This window comes from Streptomyces sp. NPDC041135, from assembly GCF_055592085.1.
Map to the genome: position 1 here is coordinate 411,404 of NZ_JBVIYZ010000002.1, position 20,342 is coordinate 431,745.

At 73.5% G+C, this 20,342-nt stretch carries 17 protein-coding genes and 2 pseudogenes; 9 read left to right on the top strand and 10 right to left on the bottom strand.

Going from position 1 to position 20,342, the window contains the following annotated elements; genetic code table 11:
* Positions 1-96: 96 nt before the first annotated feature.
* The 3 genes from ACZ6CZ_RS06050 (at position 97) to ACZ6CZ_RS06060 (ending at position 6,173) form a co-directional block, all read left to right on the top strand.
* Entirely contained in the window at positions 97-2,568 is a 2,472-nt protein-coding gene (locus tag ACZ6CZ_RS06050) for a glycoside hydrolase family 2 protein (RefSeq protein WP_469015411.1), read from the top strand.
* Positions 2,565-3,602, top strand: a complete 1,038-nt coding sequence (locus ACZ6CZ_RS06055; RefSeq protein WP_469015414.1) for a LacI family DNA-binding transcriptional regulator — start codon at positions 2,565-2,567, stop codon at positions 3,600-3,602. Before ACZ6CZ_RS06050 ends, ACZ6CZ_RS06055 begins: the two co-directional genes overlap by 4 nt.
* A gap of 621 nt (positions 3,603-4,223) precedes the next feature.
* Positions 4,224-6,173 carry a sigma-70 family RNA polymerase sigma factor gene (locus tag ACZ6CZ_RS06060; RefSeq protein WP_469015417.1) on the top strand — a complete coding sequence of 650 codons (1,950 nt, stop codon included), beginning with the start codon at positions 4,224-4,226 and terminating at the stop codon, positions 6,171-6,173.
* A gap of 130 nt (positions 6,174-6,303) precedes the next feature.
* On the opposite strand, the pseudogene ACZ6CZ_RS06065 reads toward ACZ6CZ_RS06060, so the two are convergent.
* Together ACZ6CZ_RS06065 and ACZ6CZ_RS06070 are read right to left on the bottom strand one after the other, a co-directional pair.
* Positions 6,304-6,549 (bottom strand): annotated as a pseudogene (locus ACZ6CZ_RS06065) (hypothetical protein); the annotation flags it as partial.
* Positions 6,550-6,594: 45 nt separating this feature from the next.
* A complete protein-coding gene (locus ACZ6CZ_RS06070; protein ID WP_469015419.1) occupies positions 6,595-7,074 on the bottom strand; it encodes a CGNR zinc finger domain-containing protein in 480 nt (159 codons plus the stop codon).
* Positions 7,075-7,180: 106 nt separating this feature from the next.
* Between ACZ6CZ_RS06070 and ACZ6CZ_RS06075 the strand changes: the two genes are divergently transcribed.
* A complete protein-coding gene (locus ACZ6CZ_RS06075; protein ID WP_469015422.1) occupies positions 7,181-8,047 on the top strand; it encodes an alpha/beta fold hydrolase in 867 nt (288 codons plus the stop codon).
* Positions 8,048-8,176: 129 nt separating this feature from the next.
* Here the strand turns inward: ACZ6CZ_RS06075 and ACZ6CZ_RS06080 are convergent, their stop codons facing one another.
* The 5 genes from ACZ6CZ_RS06080 to ACZ6CZ_RS06100 form a co-directional block, all read right to left on the bottom strand.
* A complete protein-coding gene (locus ACZ6CZ_RS06080; protein WP_469015425.1) occupies positions 8,177-9,541 on the bottom strand; it encodes a cellulase family glycosylhydrolase in 1,365 nt (454 codons plus the stop codon).
* A 342-nt stretch (positions 9,542-9,883) separates the two neighbouring features.
* Positions 9,884-11,098: a mannose-6-phosphate isomerase, class I gene (manA, locus tag ACZ6CZ_RS06085; RefSeq protein WP_469015428.1), complete on the bottom strand. Its 1,215-nt coding sequence runs from the start codon at positions 11,096-11,098 to the stop codon at positions 9,884-9,886.
* Between the two features lie 96 nt (positions 11,099-11,194).
* Positions 11,195-12,244: an ROK family protein gene (locus ACZ6CZ_RS06090; protein WP_469015431.1), complete on the bottom strand. Its 1,050-nt coding sequence runs from the start codon at positions 12,242-12,244 to the stop codon at positions 11,195-11,197.
* Between the two features lie 219 nt (positions 12,245-12,463).
* On the bottom strand, positions 12,464-12,772 hold the full coding sequence (locus tag ACZ6CZ_RS06095) for a hypothetical protein (RefSeq protein ID WP_469015433.1): 309 nt from the start codon (positions 12,770-12,772) through the stop codon (positions 12,464-12,466).
* A gap of 153 nt (positions 12,773-12,925) precedes the next feature.
* A complete protein-coding gene (locus ACZ6CZ_RS06100) occupies positions 12,926-13,453 on the bottom strand; it encodes a hypothetical protein (protein WP_469015436.1) in 528 nt (175 codons plus the stop codon).
* A 182-nt stretch (positions 13,454-13,635) separates the two neighbouring features.
* Between ACZ6CZ_RS06100 and ACZ6CZ_RS06105 the strand changes: the two genes are divergently transcribed.
* The 3 genes from ACZ6CZ_RS06105 (at position 13,636) to ACZ6CZ_RS06115 (ending at position 15,934) form a co-directional block, all read left to right on the top strand.
* Positions 13,636-14,037: a GntR family transcriptional regulator gene (locus tag ACZ6CZ_RS06105; RefSeq protein WP_469015439.1), complete on the top strand. Its 402-nt coding sequence runs from the start codon at positions 13,636-13,638 to the stop codon at positions 14,035-14,037.
* Between the two features lie 62 nt (positions 14,038-14,099).
* Positions 14,100-14,975, top strand: a complete 876-nt coding sequence (locus ACZ6CZ_RS06110) for an ABC transporter ATP-binding protein (protein ID WP_469016564.1) — start codon at positions 14,100-14,102, stop codon at positions 14,973-14,975.
* Entirely contained in the window at positions 14,972-15,934 is a 963-nt protein-coding gene (locus ACZ6CZ_RS06115) for a hypothetical protein (protein ID WP_469015442.1), read from the top strand. The genes ACZ6CZ_RS06110 and ACZ6CZ_RS06115 overlap by 4 nt, the downstream gene beginning before the upstream one ends.
* A gap of 124 nt (positions 15,935-16,058) precedes the next feature.
* Here ACZ6CZ_RS06115 and ACZ6CZ_RS06120 read toward each other — a convergent pair whose 3' ends face one another.
* Complete coding sequence (locus tag ACZ6CZ_RS06120) at positions 16,059-16,682, bottom strand: TetR/AcrR family transcriptional regulator (protein ID WP_469015445.1); 624 nt, start codon at positions 16,680-16,682, stop codon at positions 16,059-16,061.
* An 81-nt stretch (positions 16,683-16,763) separates the two neighbouring features.
* Here ACZ6CZ_RS06120 and ACZ6CZ_RS06125 point away from each other — a divergent pair, with 81 nt between their 5' ends.
* Positions 16,764-18,185, top strand: a complete 1,422-nt coding sequence (locus ACZ6CZ_RS06125; RefSeq protein ID WP_469015447.1) for an FAD-dependent monooxygenase — start codon at positions 16,764-16,766, stop codon at positions 18,183-18,185.
* A 35-nt stretch (positions 18,186-18,220) separates the two neighbouring features.
* Here ACZ6CZ_RS06125 and ACZ6CZ_RS06130 read toward each other — a convergent pair.
* Positions 18,221-18,598, bottom strand: a pseudogene (locus ACZ6CZ_RS06130) (cytochrome P450); the annotation flags it as partial.
* A gap of 191 nt (positions 18,599-18,789) precedes the next feature.
* Positions 18,790-19,557, bottom strand: coding sequence for an alpha/beta fold hydrolase (locus ACZ6CZ_RS06135; protein WP_469015450.1), 768 nt, complete (start codon positions 19,555-19,557; stop codon positions 18,790-18,792).
* A 195-nt stretch (positions 19,558-19,752) separates the two neighbouring features.
* Here ACZ6CZ_RS06135 and ACZ6CZ_RS06140 point away from each other — a divergent pair, with 195 nt between their 5' ends.
* On the top strand, positions 19,753-20,259 hold the full coding sequence (locus tag ACZ6CZ_RS06140; protein ID WP_469015452.1) for a hypothetical protein: 507 nt from the start codon (positions 19,753-19,755) through the stop codon (positions 20,257-20,259).
* Positions 20,260-20,342: the final 83 nt, after the last annotated feature.

Consider the following 20,342-nt stretch of genomic DNA (forward strand, 5'->3'; position numbering starts at 1 on the left):
TAGCTAGACCGGTTTATGGACAGCGTGCTGACCAGCGCGTTAGGTTGTCGGCCGTTGTCCCTCAACCGGCCTGAGTCAGGCGATTGGAGCCGCACCATGAAGGACGTCACCCAGCTCACCGAGGGCTGGAGCCTGCGCCACGGGGAGGAACTGCTGGAGGCCCGGGTGCCCGGCTGCGTCCACACCGATCTGCTGGCCGCCCGGGCCGTCCCGGACCCCTTCCTCGGCCGCAACGAGGCGGACGTCGCCTGGGTGGGGCGCCGCTCCTGGACCTACCTGCGCCACCTCGGCCACGACAGCGCCCACGAGCGCACCGACCTGGTCTTCGAGGGCCTCGACACCGCCGCGTCCCTCACCCTCGCCGGGCAACCCCTCGGCAGCACCCGCAACATGCACCGCACCTACCGCTTCGACGTCACGGGACGCACCGGCGCGCTGGAGGTCCGCTTCACCTCCGCCTACGACGAGGCCGCGGCCGTCCGCGCGGTGACGGGGGAGCGGCCCAACGTGTATCCCGAACCCTCGCAGTACATCCGGAAGATGGCCTGCAACTTCGGCTGGGACTGGGGTCCGACGCTGGTGACCGCCGGCATCTGGCGACCGGTGCGGCTGGAGCACTGGTCCACCGCGCGCATCGCCCGGGTGCGGCCGCTGGTCACCGTCGCCGACGGCACCGGACGGGTCGAGGTGCGGCTGGAACTGGAACGCACCGCGCGGGGTCGGGACCGCGCCCTGCGCGTCGAGGCCGAGGTGGCCGGCGTCCGCGCCGAGAGCGCCGTCACCGGCGAGGAGGCGGTCCTGCGCCTCGACGTCCCCGACCCGCGCCTGTGGTGGCCCCGCGGCCACGGCGAACAGCCCCTGTACGACCTCACCGTGACCCTGGGCGACGACGACGGCCCGCTCGACACCTGGCAGCGCCGCATCGGCTTCCGCACCGTCGGACTCGACCGCTCCGCCGACGCGCACGGCACCGGCTTCACCCTCGTCGTCAACGGCGTACGGCTCTTCGCCCGCGGCGTCAACTGGATCCCCGACGACGCCTTCCCCTCCCGCGTCACCCCCGAGCGCTACCGCACCCGCCTCACCCAGGCCGCCGAGGCCAACGTCGACCTGGTGCGGGTCTGGGGCGGCGGCATCTACGAGGACGAGGCCTTCTACGACGCCTGCGACGAACTCGGTCTGCTGGTCTGGCAGGACTTCCTCTTCGCCTGCTCCGCCTACCCGGAGGAGCAGCCGCTGCGCTCAGAGGTCGAGGCAGAGGCCCGCGACAACGTTGTCCGGCTGATGCCGCACCCCTCGCTGGTGCTGTGGAACGGCAACAACGAGAACCTCTGGGGCTTCCGGGACTGGGACTGGGAGGGCCCGCTCGCTGGTGACTCCTGGGGCGAGGGCTACTACCTCGGCCTGCTGCCCCGCATCGTCGCCGAACTCGACCCCACCCGCCCCTACACCGCCGGCAGCCCCTGGTCCGGGTCCTGGGACCACCACCCCAACGATCCCGCCCACGGCACCCACCACTCCTGGGAGGTGTGGAACCGCCAGGACTACGCCGAGTACCGGGCCAGCGTGCCCCGCTTCGTCGCGGAGTTCGGCTGGCAGGCGCCGCCCGCGCTGACCACCCTGCGCCGCGCCCTGCCCGGCGAGGACCTGCGGCCCGACTCCCCGGGCATGCTCCACCACCAGAAGGCCGAGGACGGCAACGGCAAGCTCGACCGCGGCGTCGCCCGCCACTTCCCGCTGCCCGAGGACGACTTCGACCGCTGGCACTACCTCACCCAGCTCGTCCAGGCCCGCGCGGTCGCCGCGGGCATCGAGCACTGGCGCGCCAACTGGCCGGTCTGCGCCGGCACGATCGTCTGGCAGCTCAACGACTGCTGGCCCGTCACCTCCTGGGCGGCCATCGACGGCGACGGCCGCCCCAAGCCGCTCTACCACGAGCTGCGCCGGGTGTACGCGGACCGGCTCCTCACCCTGCAACCGGACGCCGGCGGCCTGGTCCTGGCCGCGGTCAACCAGGGCGCCGGCCCCTGGCGGACGGCCGTCCGGCTGCGGCGGGTGGAGGCGGACGGCACCACGGTCGGCGAAGCCGTCGTCGAGGTGAGCGCGGACGCCCGGTCCGTCGCCCGCGTCACGGTGCCCGAGGGGCTCGTACCGGACGAGCGGTCGGCGAAGGAGTTCCTGGTCGCCGACGCGAGCGGCAGCGGAAGCGGGGACGGAAGCGGGGACGGAAGTGCGGACAGCGGCGCGAGCGAGGTGGAGAGCGGGGGAGCGCTGCGGGCGCTGCACTTCCCCGTCCCCGACAAGGACTTCGCCTACCCCCGGCCCCGCTACGACGTCGCCCTGGAACCGGTGCCCGGACAGGGGGATAGAGTCGACGTCGTGGTGAGCGCGCATACCCTCGTCCGAGACCTCCTGCTCCAGCCCGACCGGCTCGGCCCGGCCGCCGTCTGCGACCGGGGCCGGCAGACCCTGCTGCCCGGCGAGCGGACGCGTATCCGCGTCCACGGCTGCGGCCCCGTCACCGCGGACGCCGTCGAGGCCGCCCTGTTCTGCGTGGACGTGGTGTGAGCGGCTCCGCCCCGCGCGTCACCATCAAGGACGTCGCGGCCCGGGCCGGGGTGTCCAAGGGGGCGGTGTCGCTCGCCTTCAACCACAAGCCCGGCGTCTCCCAGGCCACCCGCGAGCGGATCTTCGAGGCGGCCCGGGACCTGGGCTGGGCCCCCAGCGCCACCGCCCGCAGCCTGTCCAACCAGCGCGTCGACATCGTCGGTCTCGCTCTGTGCCGGCCGGCCCGGCTGCTCGGTCTCGAGCCGTTCTACATGGACTTCATCTCCGGCATCGAGAGCGTCCTGGCGGAGCGGCGCTGCTCGCTGCTGCTGCGCCTGGTGCGCGACCTCGACGAGGAGATCGCGCTCTACAAGGACTGGTGGCGCGCCCGGATGATCGCCGGTGCCATCCTGGTCGACTTCCGCGAGGACGACCCCAGGGTGCCCTCCCTCCAGGGCCTGGGGCTGCCCGCGGTCGCCGTCGGCCACCCCTCCCTCACCGGCCCCTTCCCGGCGGTGTGGACGGACGACGCCTCCGCCGTCGCCGAGGCCGTGCGCTACCTGGCGGCCCTCGGCCACCGGCGCATCGCCCGGGTCGGCGGCCCGGCCGACCTCGGACACAGCGTCATCCGGGCCCGCGCCTTCACCGACACGGTCCGGGAGCTGGGCCTGGAGGAGGCGTGGCAGATCGCCACGGGCTTCGACGAGAAGGAGGGCGCCCGCGCCACCCGCACCCTGCTGCTCGCCGCCGACCGGCCCACCGCGATCGTCTACGACAACGACATCATGGCGGTCGCGGGGGCGGGGGTCGCGGCGGAGATGGGCTGCACCGTCCCCGACGACCTGTCGTTGCTGGCGTGGGACGACTCGCAGCTGTGCCGGATCACCCACCCGACGATGTCGGCCATGAGCCACGACGTGCACCATTTCGGCGCCGAGGTGGCGCGGGTCCTGTTCGACGTGGTCAACGGCGCGGACACCGGCGGGCTCCAGGTGCCGACCCCGTCCCTGACCCCGCGCGGCTCCACCGCCCCGGCGCCGGGTGCCTCGCACTAGTCCTGCAACGGTGTCCGTCCTGATTGCCGGGCGGTTTTCAGGAGCTGTGTCCGCGTCGTTCGTGGTGACTGGTGGGCTTGGTGTTGGCGTTGGGTCTGGCCCGAGGTGCCCGAGCCGGTGGCCGGTCTCCTGGTGGCCTTCGCCGACGCCTCGGCCGATGCCTTCGGCTTCGGCTTCGCCGACGCCGACGCGGGAGGGCTTGGCGCTGCGGCTCGGTGAGGCCGACGGGGCGGGCGGGGCGGCCCGTGATCCGGACGGCAGCGCCCCGGTGACCCGTTCACGGTTCGCGGTGCCGACGCTGTCGCTGCCGGACGGCGCCCAGGCGCTGTGGACGATCAGTACGGCCGCGACCGCCACGAGGACTGCCACCGCGGCGTGCCACCAGCGCCTCGCGGTGGGTGCACGCCGTGTCTCCCGCGTCCTCGTGCCATCCTTGTGCCTTCCTCGGGTCGTGCCGGATGTGCGCCTTCCTCACGGAGACCTCGTGGACGGGGTCCGTGCAACACGAAGTGCGGGGCTGAGACGGGTCTTGACGCCGATCCACCGTTTTTCTGTTGTCCCCGTGCACCTCGGGCGGTCTCCGTCCCGACAGCCGATCCCTGCGTGGAGGAACACACCCACATGATCGAGAACCATCGGACGGGGCCTGATCCCGGCTTGGTCACGGCCGCCCGCGCGGGTGACGGACGAGCCTTGGAGGAACTGGTGGGCCGGTGCCTGCCGCTGGTCTACAACATCGTCGGCCGCGCCCTGAACGGTCACGCCGACGTCGACGACGTCGTACAGGAGACGCTGTTGCGCATGGTGCGCGGGCTGCCGAAGCTGCGGGATCCGTCCGCGTTCCGGTCCTGGCTGGTGGCGATCACGATCCGGCAGATACGGAACCGGGAGCAGTCGCGGGCCACGGACCGGAACCGCAGGGCGCACCTGGACGACGCGGAGACGATCACCGACCCCGCCCTCGACTTCGCCGGGCTGACCATCCTGCGGCTGGGACTGACCGAGCAGCGGCGTGAGGTCGCCGAGGCGACGCGCTGGCTCGATGCGGAGGACCAGGAGCTGCTGTCCCTGTGGTGGCTGGAGGAGACCGGCGAGCTGGAGCGCGCGGACCTCGCCGGTGCGCTGGGGCTGTCCGACCGGCACACGGCGGTTCGGGTGCAGCGTATGAAGAAGCAGATGGAGATATCGCGGGGCGTGGTACGGGCGCTGGGTGCCGAGCCGCGCTGTGCGGAGCTGGACCAGATCGCCGCGCCGTGGGACGGCACGCCGAGTTCGCTGTGGCGCAAGCGGTTCGCCCGTCATCTGCGCGGGTGTGGGGTGTGCGGGGGCCTGGAGCGGGGGCTGCTGCCGATGGAACGGCTGCTGGGCGGGCTGCCGCTGGTGGCCGTGCCGGCCAGTCTCGATCCGGCGCGGGTGCTCGCCCATGTGCGGACGGCGACGACCCCGTCGTCCCCGGGGTCCGGGGGGTCTTCCGGCTCGGGGAGCGGTGGAGGCCGGGCGGCTGGGCGGGGGCGCCGGCGGCTCGCGCGGAAGGGCAGGCGGGTGGCGGGCAAGCGAGCCGTCGTCGGCGGCTCGGCGGCGGTCGCGGCCGTCGCGGTGGCCGCGCTGGTCGCCACCCGGCTGACGGCGGGGCCGTCCGCGCCGGCCGCGGCGACGGTTCCGCCGCCCACCCCGATGGCCGTCACCTCGTCCAGCGCCCCGCCGAGCCCCAGCCCCAGTCCCAGTCCCAGTAAATTCGCTTCACCGTCGGCGAAGGCGTTGGCGAAGGCGTCGGCGAGGGCGTCGGTGAAGGGGAGTCCTACGCAGCACTCCGCGACCCCCGTGCGGATTGCGTCCGGCGTGAAGAAGGGTGTCGGGGTGTGGACGTTCAACGGGGTGAGCCAGGCGCTCGCCGCGAGCGGGGCGAGCTGGTACTACACCTGGAACACCCAGCACCAGGGCGTGACGACGGCGAAGTCGGCTTCGTTCGTGCCGATGATCTGGGGCGCCGCGTCCGTCACCGACGCGGCGCTGGCGCAGGCCCGAGCCGCGGGGCCGTACCTGCTGGCCTTCAACGAACCCGATTTCGCGCAGCAGTCGAACATGTCGGTCGACCAGGCGCTTCAGCTGTGGCCGAAGCTGATGGCGGCCGGGAAGATCCTGGGCAGCCCCGCGGTCGCGACGGGCGCGGCAACGCCCGGCGGCTGGCTTGACCGGTTCATGACCGGCGCGGCGGATAAGGGGTACCGGGTCGACTTCATCACGCTGCACTGGTACGGCGGTGACTTCCGCACCCCGCAAGCGGTCGAGCAGCTGAAGTCGTACCTGACGTCGGTGTACGCGCGCTATCACAAGCCGATCTGGCTGACCGAGTACGCGCTGATCGACTTCTCGCAGGGGACGCGGTTCCCCTCCGCCGCGCAGCAGGCTGCGTTCGTCACGGCTTCCACGAAGATGCTGGACACCATGCCCTACGTGCGGCGTTACGCGTGGTTCGGGCTGGGTGCGGACCCGTCGAAGCCGAGCAGTGGCCTGTTCACGGACGGTACGACGGCCACGGCGGCGGGCCGGGCCTTCCAGGCGGCGCGCTGAGCTGAGGGGGCCGGTGCGGCGGTTGCGTCGGCACCGGCCCCCCGGGTCATGGGCTGACGCCCCAGGTGACGCGGTAGCCGCACTCTCCGGAGCAGGTGAAGACGCTGGTCGCATCGTCGTTGGCGGAGGACTAGGCGTTGGGGTCGGCGGCCTTGGAGACGGCGGCGGAGTCCACGGAGGCGTAGAAGTCCATGCCGGTCCAGGCGTCCAGGTGGAACTCGGCGAGGGGGAGGGGAACTCGCGCCAGGTCGAGCCGCACTGGAAGTGGGCCGCAGCCGCCGCTGAGGCAGGTGCCGTCGCCGCGGGCGTCGAAGGAGCGGCCCGTGCGGGACCGGAGTCGGACGTCCCAGTGGTCGGGGACGGCGAAACCGAGGCTCTGTCCGGGGTGTCCCCGGCCCGGTGAGCGGTGCGTGAGGACGGGTCAGCGGGTGCGTTCGTAGTGGCGGCGGGCCTTCTCGCGGTTGCCGCAGACGGCCATCGAGCACCAGCGGGCGCGGTTGGCGCGGCTGCGGTCGAGCAGGAACAGCCTGCACTCGTCGTTGGCGCAGGGCCGCAGCCGGCCGGGCAGTCGTTCCTCGGTGGCGGCCCAGGCGAGCACCGCCTCGACGGCCAGCCGGGCGTGCGGGGGAGTCCGCACCGTCCAGCGAAGACCGTCGGAAGTGATCTCCGGGACCTGGTGGACCCCTTCGAGCAGCGGGCTCAACGCGGCGGGTGAGCTGTCCCCGCGCACGATGTCCCGCAGGACGTCCCGGGTCTCGCGCAGCAGCGCCAGTTCCGCGAGGCTGCCGTCGCCGCCGTGCTCACGCGCCCAGCGTCTGCCTCCGGCCGGGTCGCCGAGCGCGTCCTGTTCCTCGCCGTTGACCAGTGGCCTGCTGTTGAGCAGGTCCAGCAGCGTGTCCATCGGTCACCGCTCTCCCTCTAACCTGATCCAGTCGTTTGACAGGTTAGCCCACCGCGTGCTTGTGTGGCGAGGAACTAACCAGATCGATGACTCGAAGGGGTTAGACATGAACTCGGTGCACCACCGGACCGCCACCATCGACGGCCACGAGATCTTCTACCGCGAAGCCGGCCCCGCCGACGCCCCCGCGATCGTCCTGCTGCACGGCTACCCGACCAGCTCGTTCATGTTCCGCGAACTGATCCCGCTGCTGGCCGGCGACTACCACGTCATCGCGCCGGACCACCTCGGCTTCGGCCACTCCGACGCCCCCCTCGTGGAGGAGTTCACCTACACCTTCGACGCCCTCGCCGAACTCACCTCCGGACTGCTCGACCACCTGGGCCTGGACCGCTACGCCCTCTACGTCCAGGACTACGGCGCTCCCATCGGCTGGCGCCTCGCCCTCGGGCACCCCGAACGGATCTCCGCCCTCGTCACACAGAACGGCAACGGCTACGAGGACGGTTTCGTCGAGGCGTTCTGGACCGACGTCTGGGCCTACGGGGCGAATCCCGGCCCCGACACCGAACCCGCCGCCCGCGCCGCGCTGACCCGCGACGCCATCCGCTGGCAGTACCTGCACGGCGTGCCCGACCCGAGCCTGGTCAGCCCGGACACCTGGGAGCACGACGTCGCCCTCGTCTCCCGCCAGGGCAACGACGAGGTCCAGCTGGCGCTGTTCCGCGACTACCGGAACAACCGCCCGCTCTACCCGCTGCTGCACGAATACCTGCGCACCAGCGAGGTCCCGGTGCTCGCGGTGTGGGGCCGCAACGACGAGATTTTCGGCCCGGCCGGCGCGCTGGCCTTCGCCCGTGACGCCAAGGACGCGGAAGTGCACCTGGTCGACGGCGGTCACTTCCTGCTGGAGAGCCACCTGGACGTCGTCGCGGGTCACCTGCGCGACTTCCTCGGGCGGGTACTGAGGTGAACGGAGCCGGGGCCCGGAGACGGAGCCTTCGCAGGCACCGCGCCGGCCCCCGGCCCCGCCGGGCCTCACGTCCGGAGCTGGACGACGGGACTCCTCGTACCGGGCCCGCCGGAGTGACCGGGGAGGGGTTCAGCTCTTCGTGCAGGCGGCGCCGTTGAGGGTGAAGGACGCCGGGACCCCGTTGGTGCCGGTGGCCGAGGAGCCGCTGAGGCCGAAGCTCACGGAGCCGCCGGCCGGGATCGTCTCCGTCCAGGACTCGTTGCTCGCCCGGACCTCACTGCCCTGCTGGACCGCCTTGGCGTTCCACACCGAGGTGAGCTTCTGCCCGCCGGGGAAGGCGAAGGCGAGCTGCCAGCCCTTGACGGCGGCCGTGCCGGTGTTGCGGATGGTCACGTCCGCGTTGAACGACGTGCCCCAGTCGCTGAGCCGGTAGGCGACCGCGCAGCTCCCCGGGGTCGGATCGGGGACGGTGCCGCCGAAGACGCCGGCCTCCTTGGCGGTCTGCTTGATGCCGTTGGCACCCGAGAAGATCCGCTGCCCCCACGTCGTCAGCCGGGAGGCGTCGAAGCCGGTGGCCATGTCCAGGTACTCGACGCCGCCGCCGTTCCCGCTCCACGACCAGCCGAGGTAACCCAGGCCGAGCTGCTGCGCGGTGGACATGATGGCGTCCTCGTCCGGATCGCCGTCCGAGTGCATGTTGCCGAATTCACCGACGACGACGGGAAGATGCTGCGAGGTGAACCGGTCAAGGTAACTCTTCACCTTGTCGGCCGTGTTGAACACGCCGTACATGTGGATCGAGAACACCGTGTTCCGCGCGGGGTCGGCCGCGAATACCTCGGCGGCGTGGTCGCGCATCGTGAAGGACCAGTCCTGGCCCCAGTTCGGTGCGTCGACCATGAGGGTGTGGCTGAATCCCGCCGCCCGGAGCCGGGCGACGGCGTTCTCCGTGTCCGACGTCCACGACGCGTACCCGGTATTGCCGTACGGCTCGTTCCCGATGTTGAGGATGACGTACTTCTCCTGGCCCTTCACCGCGTCCTGGACGCTGATCCAGTAGTCGACGGCGCGGGAGAGGGTGGCGGCACCGGACTGCTCGCCGTAGCCGGTGGTGTCGTGCGCCTCCAGGACGCAGATGAGCCTGTTCTGCTTGCACTGCGCCACGACGGACGCGACGTCGGCGGCGTCGTTCCTGGTCCAGCGGTCCCCGGTGGCGAGCACGACGCGCACGGAGTTCGCGCCCAGTGCCTTGATGTCCTTCAGGGCCTGCGCCGTCCTGGTGGGGTACCAGGTGTGCGCGTGGTTCACGCCGCGCAGGACGAAGTCCCGCCCGTCGGCGTCCAGCAGCCGGCCGTCGCCGACATGGAAGCCCGGTGCGGCCTGCACCTGCGCCTGCCGCGGCGTCTGTGCCTGCGCGGACGACGGTGCGGCGGCCAGTACCGAGGCGGCCAGGGCCAGCAGCGCTCCCGCCGCGGTGGCCAGTCTCCTTCTCATTACTGCTCCCTACATGGTGGCGCGTGCGGCCGGACAGGGCTCGTCACCGGCGCGCACGACACTGCTGCCGTTCATGACATGGCTGTGCTGCCGGCTCGTCCGGCCGCTCCCGGCGGGTGCCGGAAGGCCGGAAAGGGATGTGCGAGCCGGTCCGGGGTCCCGCTGCCCGGGTTTCGTTCGCGGCTCGCGCCGGGCAGCGGGACGGCAGGTCGACCAGAAGGACCACCCATCGGAATTCTCGTCAGGAAATGGGTGGTGCGCATTACCCTTCGATCGGCGGCTGGGAGAGAGGCTAGAGCGAGACTTCGGCCGAGACAACCGCTCGAACCAAACCGGTTAAGTTTAGCTGGAGTTCAGTTGTCGCCGCTCAATGCCGGTGGTGGCCAGGAACACCGTTCCCGTGCCCGAAACGGTCACGGTCTCGGCCGCGGGCACATGGACCGACCCGCCGGGCCGCAGCATGACCTCCTCCCCGGCACCGGAGAGGCGGACCGCGCCGTCGGTGCACACCAGGATCCGGGGACGGCCCTCACCCAGCACAAGGCCCTCCCTCCGCCCCTCCAGCACGAGACGGGACAGCCGGAAGTCGTCGACGGGAGCCGGATACACCTCCTCGCCGTCCGCACCGCGTTCCGGACGCACCACCCGCGCCGGCAGGGCGTCGGCGTCGAACCGGACGACGCGCAGCAGCTCGGGCACGTCCACGTGCTTGGTCGTCAGCCCGCAGCGCAGGACGTTGTCCGAGGCGGCCATCACCTCGACCCCCAGGCCCCCCAGATAGGCGTGCGGCACGCCCGCCCCGAGGAACAGGGCCTCACCGGGCGCGAGTCGGACCTGCCTGATGAGCAGGGCGGCCGGCACGCCCGGGTCGCCCGGGTACGCGCGGGCGACCCTGTCGTACACCGCGAAGGCCTCCTGGAACGAGCCGGGCCGCCGTGCCGCGGACGCCAGCGCCTCGCCCACCTCGGCCGGCAGCCCCGGCGGGAGGGAGAGGAAGGCGGAGAAGACCTCCCGCAGCGCGGTCTGCGCACCGGCCGAGCGGAGCGTCGCGGCGTAGGGAGCCAGCCGGTCCACGCCGAGCGCGTCGAGCAGGTCGGCGCACTCGTGCGGCGGGCGGAAGCCGCACAGGCCCTCGAACGGGGTGAGCGCGACGATCATCTCCGGCTTGTGCTGCGCGTCCCGGTAGGTGCGGTGCGGGGCGTCGAGCGGGATGCCCTCGGCGTTCTCGCGTGCGTGACCGGCGGCCGCCTGGGCGAGGTCGGGATGCACCTGGAGGGACAACGGGGCGTCGGCCGCCAGCAGTTTGAGGAGGAAGGGCAACCGCGGCCCGAAGCGCCGCACGACCGCGTCGCCCAACTCCCGTTGCGGGTCGGCCTCGATGACGCGGTCGAGTCCCACCGGGCCCTCCGCGCGCTCGACCTGCGAGGGGGCGGCGGGATGCGCGCCCATCCACAGCTCGGCCTGCGGGGAGCCGTCCGGCTCGGTCCCCATGAGGGCGGGCAGCGCGGTGGTCGAACCCCAGGGGTAGGGGCGGACGGTGTTGACGAGTCGGTCCACGTGACGGGGAGTCCTTTCGGGCGGGGTGGAGAACGCGATGACGCGGTGACGCGGTGACGCGGTGACGGATGCCGGTGCGGCGGAGGTGTCCCGCGCTCAGTCGCCGACCGGGACGGCAGACACGGACACGGCGGGTGCGGCAGCTGCGGTCGGTGCCTCCTGCGCGGTTGGTACGACACCGGCGGCCGTGCTCCCGGACCCGGTGGCCGCCGGGGCGACCAGCGCGGAGGCGGCGGCCGCGGCGCCGATGAGGCCGGCGTCCAGGGCCAGTCGCGCGGGTACGACGGGCACGTCACGGGCGAAGTCGAGGACCGCGTAGTCCCGCAGGCTCCGGCGCAGCGGGGCGAAGAGGGTGTCACCGGCCTGGGCCACGCCTCCGCCGATGACGACCAGGTCGAGTTCGACCAGCGCGGTCGTCGCGGCGATGGCCGCGGCCAGGGCCTGGGCGGCCCGCTCGTACGCCGCCCGGGCGATGTCGTCGCCCTGCCGGGCCGCGGCGGCGACGCCCGCCGCGGTCGCGTCGGCACCCGCGAGCGGTGTCCAGCCGGCGGCCAGCGCGTGCGCGGCGATCGCCGTCCCGCTCGCCAGGCCCTCCACGCAGCCCCGGGCACCGCAGGGGCACACGGGCCCGTCCAGGTCGACCGAGATGTGCCCGATGTGCCCGGCGTTCCCCGACCGCCCCGCGTGCAGCCGCCCGTTGAGGACGAGTCCGCCGCCGACCCCGGTGGAGACCACCATGCACAGCGCGTTGTCCACCCCGCGAGCGGCCCCCAGCCAGTGCTCGGCCGCCGCCATGGCGACCGCGTCACCGATCAGCACCGTAGGCGTACCGGCGGGCACACGAGGATGCGCGCGGACCCGCTCGACCAGGGGGAAGCCGCGCCAGCCCGCTATGTTGACGGGGCTGACGGTCCCGGCGGCCGTGTCGACCGGACCCGCGCTGGCGATCCCCAGGCAGGCGAGGCCGTCCCAGGCGGAGTGCGCGGCGAGGTCGTCCAGCACGGCCCGCACCGCGCCCATCAGCACCTCGGCCGGTTCCCGTGCGGGAGTGGGCCGGTGCGACCGGACGACCAGGCGCCCCTCCGGGTCCACCAGGGCCCCGGCGATCTTGGTGCCACCGATGTCGAGCGCTCCGTACACGACCATCAGGTCAGTCCTTCCACCGCGTCGGGTCCTCCTCGGGGGCGGACGATCCGGCACCCCGCGAACCGACACTCTGCATGGCGCTGACAACGTTGTCCACCGTGGACGGTGAGTTTAGGCGTTGTTTAGTAAGCCGACGCCGATATGGATGGGCTCAGCTTTACAGAACCGGTTTAGTTCGCAAGAGTCGTCGCAAGGGACAGGTTCGCGGTGACGCAGCGGTCAGGGCCGGGGGTTCGTCCGGTGCCACCGGGGGCGTGCGTCGGGGCCGCGCCTGCCCGCGACGGACGCGCAGCGCGGGCAGACGCGTCGTACGCCGTCGGCCGCCCCGCCCGACTCCGGGAAGGTGTCCTGCCAGGTGACGTGCGGGAACCGTGACAACTGGGAGCGGCTGAGGGACAGTCCGCAGACGGTCTGGTTCATGCCCGGCTCCCAGGCGTGCACCTCGCCCGCGGGCAGCCGCCGCCGGCCTTCCTCCTCGTCCGTCCACTGACCGGAGGCGGCCACGGCGTACCGCTTGACGGGGCTCATGCCGGGCCGCCGTTCGGCGTGCGGTACTGCCGGCGCGAGGCCGGCGCTGTCGCTGCCTGCATTATCACTCCGCCGTCCTTCTTCTCCTCGGTGTGCGTCTTTCTCGCGTGCCGCCGCACGGCGCCGGGGTGCGGGCGCCCGGCCGGCTTCCGCTCACGCTGCGGTACCGCGGGGCGCCGGTCCCACGCCCCGTCGCCGGCCGGGTCGCTTCCCGGCGTGGCGCTGCCCGGGCCCGGGGCCGCCGCGGGCGGCCAGGGCGTCGGCGGCGAGTCCGGTGGCGAACGCGTAGACGGCCTTGTGCAGGAGGTCGGTCACCAGTTCCTTGCGCGGCCAGGTCCAGGGCGGCGCGCCGACACCGGTGACGTTCTCCAGGATCTGGTCGGTGGTCAGCCGTACGACCGCGAACTGGGCCGACGCCCAGGGCCCGCGCAGCCCGGCGTGGGCCATCACGGACCGCAGGACGCCGAGTGCGGCGCCCTGGCCCACGTGCATGGTCAGGTTCAGCGGCACGGGCCGGCGACCCGGCCGCTCGGGGAGGCCGAGCAGGCGTTCCAGTGTCCGCGCCGGGACGTGGGAGTCGGGCCGGCCGGTCAGCCGTTGCTCGGCCTTCTCGCCGAGCGTCATCGCCAGCACCCCCGTCGCACCGGCGACCAGGCCCTGCCATGCTGCGCGCTTCACCATGCCGCCCCGAGTACCCAGGAGGCACGGAAGTGAGGCACGGAAGTACAGACCGGGGCGGCGGTCCGGACCGGGACGGCGGTCGCGGAGCCGGCGACTTGACGCGCCGGGGAGCATGGTCCACCCTTTCACTACTCAATTAGTGAAAGGGTGGAATCGCGTGAGGGAAGCGGGGGAGGTACGCGGTGGGCGGAGCCAGCCCGATCGAGTTCCGCATTGACCGCGGCAGCGGGTTCGCCGCCTATCTGCAGATCGTGCACCAGACGCGACAGGCCCTGCGCCTGGGCCTGTTGCAGCCGGGCGACAAGCTGCCCACGGCCCGGGAGGTCGTCGAGGCGACCGCCATCAACCCCAACACCGTGCTCAAGGCCTACCGGGAACTGGAGCGCGACGGGCTGGTGGAGGCGCGGCGCGGGCTCGGCACCTTCGTGCGCAGGTCCCTGGGGTCGGCCGCGGCCGGTTCGGCGCTGCGCGGCGACCTGGAGGAGTGGGTCCGGCGGGCGCGGGCCGACGGACTCGAGCGCGAGGACGTGACCGCCCTGTTCGACTCCGTACTGGAGCAGCAGTTCCCGAAGGGGGATCAGTGACCACCAATCGTCCGGGCCGGGACACGGCCGGGGACCGGGCCGTCGTGGCCGACGGCCTCGGCATGCGCTACGGCCGCCGCGGCAGGCCCGCACTGCGGGACTGTGCCTTCGCCCTGCCCACCGGAAGCATCTGCGCGCTCGTGGGACCCAACGGCGCGGGCAAGTCGACACTGCTGCGCATCGCGGCCGGACTCACCCGGCCGACCTCCGGGTCGCTCACCGCGTTCGGCGGCGCACCCGGTGACGCCCGCCCCCGCGTGTCCTACCTCGCGCAGGACAAGCCCCTCTACCGGCAGCTGACCGTAGGGGAGACGCTGCGCGTGGGAGCGGACCTCAACCCCGGTCACTGGGACGCCGACCGCGCCGCCGAGGTCGTCGAGCGCGGCGGCCTCGCCCCGGACACCCGGGTCCGCAAGCTGTCCGGCGGTCAGCGCACCCGCGTCGCCCTCGCGCTCGCGCTGGGCAAGCGCCCCGACCTGCTGCTGCTCGACGAACCGATGGCCGACCTCGACCCCCTCGCCCGCCGCGAACTGCTCGGCACGCTGATGGCGGACGCCGCCGAGCGCGGCACCACCGTCGTGATGTCGTCGCACATCGTCTCCGAGCTGGCCGACTCCTGTGACCACCTGCTGCTCCTGAACGGCGGACGCGTCCAGCTGTGCGGCGACATCGACACGCTCCTCGCCGGACACGCCCTGGTGACCGGGCCCGGCACGGCGTCCGACCTGGACCCGCACACGGTCGTCGAGACCCGTCCCGCCGGGCGTGGCATCACGGCCCTGATCCGGCCGTCCGGCCCGCTGCCCGCGGGCTGGCATTTCACCGAACCCGCCCGACCTTCCCTGGAGGAAATGTTGCTCGCCCATCTGCGCGCCGCGCCACTGCCCGAAGCCGGCGTGTCCGCCGGCGACACCACCGGCTCGGAGGTGTCCGCGTGAAGACCGCCACCGCCACCGCCACCGCTCCCGCCGACACGGCGCCACGGCCCGGCACCGGGCGCGGCGCGATACGCGTCGTGCTGCGGCTGCACCGCGTCGCCCTCTGCGTCTGGGCGGCGTTCGTCACCGGCACCACCGCGTTCCTGCTGTACCTGAACGGGCCCGGATCGGCCGCCGCCCGCGCGGCCTTCCACCGCCTCGGCTACGAGGGCACCATGACGTGGGACTCGCCCCGGCTCGACTTCGACCACCTCTTCTACCTGCCGCACACCTGGATCACCTGGGCCTCGCTCGCCATCGCGGCGTGGGCCGGCGGCCTGCTGATCGGCAGGGAACTGGAGTCCGGTACCGCCCGGCTCGCGTGGACGCAGTCGGTGTCGCCCGGCCGCTGGCTCGTCACCAAGCTCGCCGTCCCGGCCGCGGTGATCACCGTAGGACTCGGCGTGGTCGTGGCCGTGTACCGGCTGCTGTGGTCGGCGCGCGGCGGGCTGCTGATCGCGGGCGCCGCGCCGGACGAGTTCGCCTTCTCGGTCGGCCCGGCCACCGTCGCCTTCGCCCTGCTCGGCCTGGCGCTGGGCGCGCTGTCCGCCCTGCTGGTCCGCCGGGCCCTGCCGGCCGCCGCGCTCGCCGTCCTCGCCGAGTACGCCGTCCTGGCGCAGCGCCGCCGGATCTGGCCGTTCCAGCACCACACCCTCTTCAACTGGTTCGGCGCCCGGCCGGTGCCCACGGTGCGCAACTACGCGGTGACGTCGGCCGGTGAGCGCGTCAAGGTGCCCGCCGACTGCTACACGCCAGGCTGCATCGACCGCCACGGCATCGTCGCCTTCCACCGCGCCTACCTGCCCAGCCCCGACTACTGGCCGCACCAGCTCCTGGAGACGGGCGTCGCCGCGCTCCTGATCGTGGCCGTCACCGCGGGGGCGCTGCGGCTGCTGCACGCCAGGCACGAGCCCGCGTGAGGCGGGCGTGCGGGGCGGAACCGGGCAGGAGCCGGGTTCCGCCCCGCACGCATGCGCCGGCAGCACCGCCGGGAGGGCGCCTTCGGTCTCGTGCCGCCGCCCGGGTCACGAACCGATGCACTCGCTACGTGTACGCGGCCAGCCCCTCGGCGAGCAGTGCGAAGGCGTGCTTCGCGTCGGCAACCGCCTGCGGGTAGCGCTCGTCGGCCGATTTGCCGCCGATCAGGGCCTGGAAGTTGTCCATCGACAGCAGCCAGTGCACGCCCACCACCTGGGACGCCGCCACCCGTGCGGTCAGGGCGGGAGCCTCGGCGGTGTCCTGGAGCGCCTCGGCGAGGGCACGCCCGGCACCCTCCTGGAAGCGGATCGCCCGCGTGCGCAGCGCGGGGGTCTCCCGCACCATCCGGGTGAGCGCCAGGATCCGCGGGACGTCGTTGAGGCCGGTCATCGGGTCGCGGTCGCGCAGGGCGTCCAGGAAGTGGTCGCGCAGGGCCGGCAGCGGGCCGGTGCCCGGCGGCCGGGCGCGCACCACGCGGGCCGGTTCGCTCTCGTGGTCGGCGAAGCGGTGGACGACGAGGTCTTCCTTCGACGGGAAGTACGCGAACACGGTCCGCTTCGACACCTCGGCGGCCTCGGCCACCTGCGCCACCGACACCTCGTCGAACCCGTGCTCCAGGAAGAGCCCGACGGCCGCGTCCGAGATGGCGGCATGCGTCCGTGCCCGTTTGCGTTCGCGCAGCCCTGTCATGCCGCGACGATATCAAAACTGCACTCACATCTTTCTTGCACTCGGTGTACGTTTCCACCCGGTCGAGTATCTGGAGGAACGATGACCGAAGTGATCGTCGCGGGCGCCGGTCCCACGGGGCTGACGCTGGCCTGCGAGCTGGCGCTGGCCGGGGTGGACACCGTGGTGGTGGAGCGCCTGCCGCACCGGGTCGAGCAGATCAAGGGCGGGGTGATCCAGTCACGCACGCAGGAGCTGCTCGACCTGCGCGGCCTGCTGGAGCCGATGCTGGACCGGGCGCTGTCCCGCGAGCCGGTGGGCGGGCACTTCGCGATGCTGCCGGTGCCGCTCGACTGTACGGCGTGGGACACCGCGTACCCCTACCCGCTCTCCGTCCCCCAGTGGGAGATCGAGGCGGTGCTGGAGGAGCGGGCCGCCGAGCTGGGCGTCAAGGTGCTGCGCGAGGCCCCGGTGACGGAGGTGGAGCAGTCGGACGACGGCGTGGTCGTGACGGCCGGCGACCGGCGGCTCGAGGCCCGCCGCCTGGCGGCCTGCGACGGCGGGCACAGCACCGTAAGGAAGCTGCTCGGCGTGCCGTTCCCCGGCAGGCCGGGCACGTACACGGCCGTGCTGGCCGACGTACGGCTGTCGTCGGTGTCCGACCTCGTGCCCAAGACCCTCGGGCACATGAGCACCCTCTTGCGGGAGGCGGACGGCCACTGGGTGATACTCGCGCCGGTGGGCGGCGACCGGTACCGGTTCACCGGGGGCGTGTCGGGCGCCGAGGAGCAGGTCAGGGACCGGCCGGTGACGTTCGAGGAGGTCGCCGAGCAGCTGCGCGTCGTGTACGGCGAGGAGACCGTGCTGGCCGCGCTCGACAACGCCTCGCGGTTCGGTGACGCCACGCGGCAGCTGGCGGACTACCGGGTGGGCAACGTGTTGTTCGCGGGTGAGGCCGCGCACATCCACCCGCCCTTCGGCGGGCAGGGCCTGAACCTCGGCATGCAGGACGCGTTCAACCTCGGCTGGAAGCTGGGCGCCGTACTGCGGGGCCGGGCCCCGGCGGAGCTGCTGGACACCTACCAGGCCGAACGCCACCCGGCCGGCGCCTGGGTCCTGCACATCACCCAGGCACAGCGCGCCTTCGCCACTCCCCGGCCCAGCGCCGACGTCATCGAGCTGCGCGAGGTCTTCACCGACCTGATGCGCCTGCCCGACACCAACAAGCACCTGTCCGGGCTCATGGGCGGCCTTGCGCAGTCCTACGACGTGCCGGGCGGCCACCCGCTGGCCGGGCGCCGGGTCGCCGGTCTCGACCCGGCGCTGTTCCGGGCCGGCCGGCCCGTCCTGCTCGACCTGGCCGGAGTCCTCCCGCCCGGCCTGAACGCCACCCGCGCCGAGCCGGTGGCCGGACTGCCCCACGCCCTCCTGGTCCGTCCCGACGGGTACGTGGCCTGGGCGGCGGACGCCGACCCCGACCTCGACGCCCTCACCGCCGATCCCTGCTGGTCCCTCCTGGCGTAGATCCGCCGGGCGGGGACCCGTCCCGGGTGCGCGACTCAGTCGCCGGGCGCCCGTACGCCGGTGATGACGACACCGCTGCGGGGCCGCGCCGGTATCCGGCGCAGCGAGACCCGCAGGTCCTGTGCCGGGACGGGGTGCTCAAGCCGGGCCAGGCGCGTCGCGAGCGCCTCCGGCGGACCGATGGTGACGCCCTCCCCGGGGCAGCGGTGGCCGCGCTGCGGGTCGCCGCCGCCCTGCGGGATCAACTCGTCGCGTTCCACCGGCCGTTCCAGGAGTCGCTGCGGGCGGAAGAGGTACGGGTCGCCCCCCAGCTTCTCGTCGTGGTTCTGCCCGTGGACGTCCAGCAGCACCACCCCGCCGGCCGGGACCCGCTCACCGTGCCAGGACAGGTCGGTGACGGCCCTGCCGCCCAGGACCAGCGTCCTGGCGGTGGGGTCGGCGGCGTCGGGCAGGAGCATGCCGGCGGCGGCGCCGCTGGTGAGGTGGTCGACGACGGCCGCGGTGATGACCTCTCCCGGCGCCACGACGGCACGACCGGCCGGTAGGGGAACCCGCCGCCGTCCTGGAGGGGACCGCCACCGGACAGCGCGGACCGCGCGGCCGCTCACAGCGCCGCGGCGCGCGCGATCACCTCCGCCGTGACGGCCGGGTGCCGGTGGGGGAACGCGTGCGCCCCCGGCACCCGTACGGCACGGCCCCGCCCGGCGCGCGACGCCAGCTGCCCGGCCCAGTCCGGCGGGCAGAGGGCGTCCCCCCGTCCGGACACGACCAGGGTCGGACAGCTCACGGCGGGCAGGAGGTCCTCGGGGGCGTCCGCCTGGGCCGAGCGGATGCAGGTGACCAGCCTGCGGGGGCCCGCCCGCAGGTAGGCGGGCAGCAGGGCCGGCACCACGGCGGGCGATTCGCGGACAGCGGTACGCGCGAACGCGGCCACCAGCGGACCCGGCCTGCGCAGCGCGGACGGAAAGGTGGGGGCGAGCAGCACCAGGGCCCGGACCCGCCCGGGCACGCGCACCGCCGCGTGCAGCGCCACCTGCGCGCCGGTGGAGTGACCCGCCAGGACGACCGGTCCCCGCGCGACGGCCACCAGCCACTCGGCCACCAGCTCCGCGAGCGGCCCGAGCCGCTCCGGGCAGACCGGACCGGCCGGGTCGGTGAACCCCGGCACGTCCAGCAGGCGTACCGGGCCCCGCCGCGCACACTCCGCCAGCGCACGCACCAGGTACCCGGGCGCACCCAGCCCCGGGACCAGCACCGTCAGCGGAGTCCGCCCCCCGGCGTCGACCCGCGTACCCAGACTGCGGACCGTCCGGGAACCGACGCGGTCGTGATGGACGTGGAGGGCCGAACGCCCGAGCTGCTGACGGTGCATGCCCGACGGGTACCCGTCGGCGCCGGGAAGATCGCCTTCTGCGTGCGCCGCGTTCCGGGACTCCACGATCGGGGCCGCGCACGCGTCCGGGTGGCCGTTCGCCGTTTCCCCGCCCGCCGGCGGTCCGCGGGCCTATGGTGTGCCGGGGCGGCGGCACGGGGGTGCCGAGCAGCCGGCGTGCGAGGGGGGCAACGGATGCTGGAGGAGTGGGCGGCACTGGCGATGGCCGGCGGGGGAGCGGTGGCCCAGGCCGCCGGGACCGACGCCTGGCACGCGGTGCGGCGGCGGGTTGCGGAGCTGGTGGGCGGCGGGGACACGGCACGCCGGACCGCCGAGCTGGAGCGCCTGGACCGTACTGCCGCGGCCCTCGGCCCGGTCGCCGGGGTGGAGCCGCCCGCGGAGCGCACGCGGCAGCAGGCGCTGTGGCAGGGCCGGTTCGAGGCCCTGCTGGACGGCCTGGACGCCCCAGGGCGCGAGCGGGCCGCCCGGCAGCTGCGCGAGCTGACGGCGTTCGTCGCCGCGTGCAGCGGCGACGGCGCCGAGGGAACCGGTGACGCCACCGCCCGCGCGGGCGGATCGGCGGTCACCGGAGTACGCCGCGCCGCGACCACGGCCCCCGGCCCGGCGCGCGCGGTGAACACCGGGAACGCCGAAGCCGACGGACCGGGCTCCGTGGCGGTCAGTGGTGTCGACATCCAATAGAGCCCGTTACCGCGTCAAGACCTGTTGACGTGTCAGGGCCTGTCGAAAGGCCTGGCCGCCCGGCACCGCGCTGTCGCGGTCGA

Bases quoted from the DNA above. Each gene is read 5' to 3' on its own strand.
- ACZ6CZ_RS06050 (WP_469015411.1), top strand. From the start codon at position 97: ATGAAGGACGTCACCCAGCTCACCGAGGGCTGGAGCCTGCGCCACGGG.
- ACZ6CZ_RS06060 (WP_469015417.1), top strand. From the start codon at position 4,224: ATGATCGAGAACCATCGGACGGGGCCTGATCCCGGCTTGGTCACGGCC.
- ACZ6CZ_RS06070 (WP_469015419.1), bottom strand. From the start codon at position 7,074: ATGGACACGCTGCTGGACCTGCTCAACAGCAGGCCACTGGTCAACGGC.
- ACZ6CZ_RS06075 (WP_469015422.1), top strand. From the start codon at position 7,181: ATGAACTCGGTGCACCACCGGACCGCCACCATCGACGGCCACGAGATC.
- ACZ6CZ_RS06080 (WP_469015425.1), bottom strand. From the start codon at position 9,541: ATGAGAAGGAGACTGGCCACCGCGGCGGGAGCGCTGCTGGCCCTGGCC.
- ACZ6CZ_RS06090 (WP_469015431.1), bottom strand. From the start codon at position 12,244: ATGGTCGTGTACGGAGCGCTCGACATCGGTGGCACCAAGATCGCCGGG.
- ACZ6CZ_RS06095 (WP_469015433.1), bottom strand. From the start codon at position 12,772: ATGAGCCCCGTCAAGCGGTACGCCGTGGCCGCCTCCGGTCAGTGGACG.
- ACZ6CZ_RS06100 (WP_469015436.1), bottom strand. From the start codon at position 13,453: ATGGTGAAGCGCGCAGCATGGCAGGGCCTGGTCGCCGGTGCGACGGGG.
- ACZ6CZ_RS06110 (WP_469016564.1), top strand. From the start codon at position 14,100: ATGCGCTACGGCCGCCGCGGCAGGCCCGCACTGCGGGACTGTGCCTTC.
- ACZ6CZ_RS06120 (WP_469015445.1), bottom strand. From the start codon at position 16,682: ATGACAGGGCTGCGCGAACGCAAACGGGCACGGACGCATGCCGCCATC.
- ACZ6CZ_RS06125 (WP_469015447.1), top strand. From the start codon at position 16,764: ATGACCGAAGTGATCGTCGCGGGCGCCGGTCCCACGGGGCTGACGCTG.
- ACZ6CZ_RS06135 (WP_469015450.1), bottom strand. From the start codon at position 19,557: ATGCACCGTCAGCAGCTCGGGCGTTCGGCCCTCCACGTCCATCACGAC.
- ACZ6CZ_RS06140 (WP_469015452.1), top strand. From the start codon at position 19,753: ATGCTGGAGGAGTGGGCGGCACTGGCGATGGCCGGCGGGGGAGCGGTG.